At 73.7% G+C, this 6,020-nt stretch carries 3 protein-coding genes; all 3 read right to left on the reverse strand.

The annotated features are described in order from the left end of the window. Positions 1-2,829, reverse strand: a 2,829-nt coding sequence (locus tag E3T42_RS11055) for an alpha/beta fold hydrolase (RefSeq protein WP_134403019.1), incomplete at its 3' end; no start/stop codon positions are given. A gap of 62 nt (positions 2,830-2,891) precedes the next feature. Further along, complete coding sequence (locus E3T42_RS11060; protein ID WP_241976053.1) at positions 2,892-3,914, reverse strand: 3-oxoacyl-ACP synthase III; 1,023 nt, start codon at positions 3,912-3,914, stop codon at positions 2,892-2,894. 219 nt (positions 3,915-4,133) lie between these two features. Continuing rightward, positions 4,134-6,020: aldehyde dehydrogenase family protein (locus tag E3T42_RS11065; protein WP_134403018.1), on the reverse strand; the 1,887-nt coding region annotated here is incomplete at its 5' end.

The following is a 6,020-nucleotide window of genomic DNA, read 5'->3' on the forward strand; positions in this document are numbered from 1 at the left end:
GTGACGGATATCGGTGGGCAGCTGCGGCACCACCAGCACCGCGGCGAGCGGCACGCCGGCGGCTGCGCGCACGGCGGCGGCCAGTTCCGGGGCGGCCAGGCCCACCCGGCGGGCCGCAGGCGTGGTCTCGACGACCGCGACGACCTGCTGGATGCCGGCCGGACCGACCCCGACGACGGCGGCGCGGGCCACCACGGCGACGCGCTCGAGGCGCTGCTCGGGTCCGACCGGGGTAAGCACGCCGGCCGCGCTGGTGATCACGTGCGGCAGGCGGCCCTCGACCCAGAGCCGTCCGGCCTCGTCCAGGTGCCCGACATCGCCGGTGCGGTGCCAGCGCCGCCCCGGGGTCACGCCGCTGCGGGAGGCGCGATCGGTCAGCCAGAGCCGGTCGTAGTGGTTCTTCACGTGGGGGGCGGAGACGACGATCTCCCCCGTGATCCCGGGGGTCTCGGCGAGGGCGCCGGTAGCCGCACCGGTGGCGTCGAGGGCGCTGATCCGGAGGTCGGTGGTGGCCGCGGGACGGCCGACGCAGACGCCGCCGGGGCCGGCCGGGGCATCCGTCGCCGTCGTCTCGGTCGTGCCCGGCCCGGCCGTCGCCGCTGTCTCGGTCGTCACCGACCCGGGCGTGGCCGCCGCGATCGCCGACGCCTCGGTCGTGACCGCCGCCGTCGCCTCGCGGATGCCCGCCAGGGAGATGTCGGTCATCAGGAGTCCCTCGGTCATGCCGTAGGGGGTGTGGGCGCTGGCGCCGGGCATCAGGCGGGCCGCGGCGGCCAGCAGGGGCTCGGAGACGGGCGCGCCGGCGGAGAGGAAGCTGCGCACGCCGGCGAGGCTGCGGTGGTCGGCCGCGCTGAGCGTGGCCTCGGTGGCGACGACGTTGGCGAGCGCGGCCGGTGAGAGGAAGACGACGGTCGCGTCGATGGCGGCGACCGCGGCGGCGACGGCGGTCGCGGTCAGGGTCTTCGGGGAGGTCACGTCCATGTCCGGGGTCACCGAGCGGGCGCCGAGGGCCGGGCCGAGCAGGGCGAACGGGGCGAAACCGGCCACCAGTCCGGTGCCGAGGCCCACGTCGTACTGGGCGTGCAGCGCGTGGCTGACCGCGGCGAGCTGGCCGTGCGTGTAGACGACGCCCTTGGCCGGACCGGTCGAGCCGGACGTGAAGAGCACGGCCGCCGTGTCGCCGGGCCCGGGCGGCCCGGGCAGCTGCTCGTCCGCGCCCAGCGCGATGATCTCGGCGAGGGTGAAGGAGATGTCGAGGAGTCGGGCCACCGTGCTCGGGAACCGGGCGACGGCGATCTTCTGGCCGGGCCAGTCGAGGGCCCGGGCGGCGAGCAACCCGGGGGCGGCGCCGATCACGTGGTCCGGACGCGCGCCGCGCACGGCCCGGGTCAGGCCGCGCAGGCCGAGGCCGGCATCCGCCACGACCACGATCGCGCCGATGCGCACGCAGGCGTAGAGCACGGCGGTCAGGTCGGCGCCGGGCGGGATCAGCAGGGAGACCCGGTCGCCCTTGCGCACGCCGATCAGGTGCAGGCCCGCGGCGAGCTGCCGCACCCGGCGGGAGAGCAGCCGCCAGCTGACGACGCGGGGTGCGCCGCCGCCCGGCGGGGCCATGTCGACGAGGGCGGTGTCGTCGCTGCCCTGCAACTCGTCCAGGTAGTGCCAGAGCGGATGCTGCCCGCTCGCCGCCCAGCCCTCCGACTGTTCCCGTTCCGGACGAGAGTGACCCGCGGAACGGGCACTCTCGACCGGAACGGGCACTCCGGCGGGGAACATTGAGGCGGGGAGCCCTCCGGCGGGGAGGGCCGCTCCGGGCAGGGGGTCCGGGGCGGCGAAGGTGTGGTCGCCGAGCCAGGTCAGTGCGGCGGAGGCGTAGTCGACGTCCTCGGCGATCAGGTGCCCGGCGCCCTCGAACCGGTGCACGTCGGCCTGCGGCAGGCGCTGCGCGAGGTCGTCGAGGTACCGGTCGCTGAAGATCGGGTCGGCCGGGCCCCAGAGCATCAGGGCCGGCACGTCCAGGCGGCGCACCCCGGTGGAGATGCGCACGAGCTCGGCCGCACTCTCGTGCGCGTCGTCGACGGGGATGTCGGCGACGAACGCACCGATGCCGCCGCGGCGCGCTGCCCCGCGGTAGGGCGCGCGGTAGGCCTGCTTCACGGCGGCGGAGAGCGGCGGATGCGCGAGCGCGAGAGTCGTCTCCAGGAACGCGGGCGTGGCGACCGTTGCGGCGCCGAGCACGCCGTGGCGCAGGGCCAGCCGCAGCGGGGCCGGGATCGGCGCGTCCTCCGGCTGGTGCACGGCGGTGTTCAGCAGCAGCACCCCGGCGAGCAGGGTCGGATGGTCCACCGCCCAGCCGAGCGAGACCACGCCGCCCCAGTCGTGGCCGAAGGTGAGCACGGGGCCGGCCAGTCCGAGCTCGGCGGTGAGGTCGGCGAGGTCGGCGACCCGGCGGGCCAGCGGGCGCGGCGCCCCGGTGCGCTCGGAGAAGCCCATGTCGAGCTGGTCGACGGCGATGACCCGCCACGCCGGGCCGCCGGCGATGGCGGCATCCGTCGCGGCGGTGACGAGGTCACGCCAGAGGTAGGACCAGGTGGGGTTGCCGTGCACGCAGAGCACGGTACCGATCGGGGTGAGCCCGAGTTCGGCCAGCCGATCGGCGTTGTCGAGCAGGTGCCAGGTGCGGCTCGCCGGTCGCTCCCCGCCGGTCTCGGCAGCAGTCTCGGCAGCGGTCTCGGCAGCGGTGACCAGCCGGGAGAAGGCCGGGTCGAGGCCGGGCAGTCCCTGCGGCGGCAGTGACGCCGGGGCGGTCGTCTCGGCCGCCCGCGGCAGGCGGTATCCGGTGCCGGTGCGGGTGCTCGTGCGGGTGCTCGTGCTGCGGCTGCTGCTGCTGCTCACCAGGCGAGTTCCATCATGGCGGTGTTCAGGCCGCTCCCGACGCCCATCAGCAGCACCCGGTCGCCGGGTGAGAGCCGCTTCGCCTCCTCGGCGAGCGTGATCGGGATCGACGCCGGCCCGACGTTGCCGAGCAGCGGGTACGTGAGCGGAACCCGGGAACGGTCCAGGCCGGTGGCCTTGATGATCGCGTTGGTGTGCACGTCCGACACCTGGTGCAGGATGTAGCGGTCCATGCCGGACCAGTTCCAGTCGCGTTTGGCCTCGGTCCAGGCCGAGACGACGAGTTCCATGCCGCCCTTGAGCAGCGCCTTGGCGTCGGTGAACATGCCGTCGACGCTGCCGACGCAGAGGCCGTTGAACTGGGTCGCGGCGCGCGTCACCCCGCCGAGCATGCGATGGCCCTCCGGATGCGCGTCCGCCGGCCCGAGCACGGCCGCCGCGGCGCCGGAGCCGAGGGTGAGGCTCGCGAACTCGCTCATGAAGTCCTTGCGGCTGATATCGGCGCGGCCCAGCCGGTCGATCGTGTTGGACTGGATCTCGTCGGCGTCCTCACCGTCGATGACCACGGCGTACTGCACCTGCCCGGAGTCGATCAGCTGCGCGGCCAGGGTCATGCCGTTGACGAAACCGAGGCAGGCGTTGGCGATGTCGAAGTTGGTGGCCGAGGACGGCAGGCCGAGACCGTGGTGGATGCGCACGGCCACCGACGGCTCGAGGTGCTTGCGGGTCACGGAGGTGTTGATCATCAGCCCGACCTGGCCCGGCTCGATGCCGGCGGACTGGAGGGCACGCCGGCCGGCCAGCACGGCCGCGTCGTCGAACGCCTGTCCGGGCGCCCAGTTACGGCGCTCCTGCACGCCGGCCACCCGCTGGAGCAGGCCGCTGGGCAGGCGCAGGCGCTTCAGCGCCGGCTGCAGTCGGGCGTCGATCTCGACCGAGGTCGTGATCCGCGGGGCGAGTTCGCTGTCCACCGACAGCAGGGCGACGTTACGGTGCGTCGTCGTGGCGTTTCCGTTCAACTCTGATTCCCCTGTCGAATTGCAGCGCTGGAAACCCGCAGCCCGGCAATCCTGCACCAGAAACCTGTTCGTTGTCCGTATCCCTGCCCCGAGCAGCCGCATACTGCGACCGTCACGGTCCCATTTTACCTGCGCCGTGACCTGCGCCGTGACCTGCGCCGTCACTCGTGCCGGGCCCGGGGCACCGCCGCCGTGCGGGCGACGGCGCCCCGCGACGGGCTAGATGACCCCGTCCGAGAGCGTGCTGGGGTTGCCGAAACGGTGGGCGGTGATCGAGATCGCCTGTTCACGCAGAAAAGGCAGCAGCTCGACCCGGCCGGCCTGGGTGACCGGGTGCGCGTAGATCGCGATGTCCGGGCTGCCGCGGAGCGCGTGGGTGAGGGCGGATGCCGCCTGCGTCGCCCCGGTCAGCCGGTCCCCGCCGATCAGTCGCACCCGGCTGGTGCGGATGCCGCCGGCCGCCGCGCGCTCCAGCCATTCCGCGTCGCTCTCCACCGTCACCGGGATCTCACGCTCGGACAGCGCGTTCCGCACCAGCGGAGGCACCGGGATGGCACTGCTGACCTCGAACCGGGACGTGGTCAGGGTGGCCGCGGCGATGACACGGAGCAGGTCGGAGAGGGTGCCGTCTTCGGCCAGGCGCACCGTGACGGGCAGCGGGCTGTAGCGGAACAGGTTGCGTTCGAGGCCGAGGTTCGAAACGTCCTTCACGACGCCGAACTCCTCGCGCCAGGCCAGGGCGTCGCTCAGGGCAGAGCGGCGCAGCACGTCGAAGTCGGCGTAGTCGAGCACGGTCTGCGCCGCCTCGATCACGTCGGTGACGGTCTGGTCCAGGCCGCGCAGGTGCAGGGTGGAGGAGTTGCGGCCGGGGTCGGTCACCCAGCTGCCGAGCCCGTGAAGGTAGTTCGGTCCGCCCGCCTTCGTGCCCGCGCCGACGGCGGAGCGCTTCCAGCCGCCGAACGGCTGGCGCTGCACGACCGCGCCGGTGATGCCGCGGTTCACGTAGAGGTTTCCGGCCTCGATCGTGTCCACCCACTCGGCCAGTTCGGCGGAGTCGAGCGAGTGCAGCCCGGACGTGAGGCCGTAGTCCACCGCGTTCTGGAACCGGATGGCCTCGGCCAGGTTGCGGGCGTGCATCACGCCGAGCACCGGGCCGAAGAACTCGGTCAGGTGGAAGTAGGACCCGGGAGCGACCCCGGTGCGGATGCCGGGCGACCACAGGGCGCCGGACTCGTCGAGCTGCTTCGGCTCCACCAGCCACTGCTCGCCCACGCCGAGCGTGGTCAGGGCGTGCAGGAGCTTTCCCTCCGCCGGCTCGATGATCGGGCCCATCTGGGTGACCGGGTCGGACGGGCGGCCGACGCGCAGGGAGGTCGCGGCATCCGTCAGCTGGCTGAGGAAGCGCTCGGATTTGGCGACCGAACCGACCAGGATGACCAGGCTCGCGGCCGAGCACTTCTGCCCGGCGTGGCCGAACGCGCTCTTGATCACGTCGGCGGCGGCCAGGTCGAGGTCGGCGGAGGGGGTGACGATGATGGCGTTCTTGCCGCTGGTCTCGGCCAGCAGGGGCAGGTCCTCGCGGAAGCTGCGGAACAGCTGCGCGGTCTCGTAGGCGCCGGTCAGGATGACCCGGTCCACGGCCGGGTGCGAGATCAGCCGGGTGCCCAGCTCACGGTCGGCGAGGTCCACCAGCACGAGCAGGTCGCGCGGCACGCCGGCCTCCCAGAGCGCCTCGACCATCACCGCGCCGGAGCGCTGGGCGAGTTTGGCCGGCTTGACGATGACGCCGGAGCCCGCCGCGAGGGCGGCGAGCACGCCGCCCGCGGAGATGGCGACCGGGAAGTTCCAGGGCGGGGTGACCACGGTCAGCTTCGAGGGCACGAAGGTGGCCCCCTGCACGGAGTCGAGGTCCCTGGCGCGTTCGGCGTAGTAGTGGGCGAAGTCGACGGCCTCGCTCACCTCCGGGTCACCCTCGGCGATGGTCTTGCCGGTTTCGGCCGCCATCACCTCGATCAGGCGGTCCCGGTTCGCGGCGAGCGCGAGGCCGGCCCGGTGCAGCACGGCGGCGCGCTCGGCGCCGGGGCGCTGGCCCCAGGCGGCGCCGCC

Source organism: Cryobacterium sp. TMT4-10, from assembly GCF_004403275.1.
GTDB classification, from domain to species: domain Bacteria; phylum Actinomycetota; class Actinomycetes; order Actinomycetales; family Microbacteriaceae; genus Cryobacterium; species Cryobacterium shii.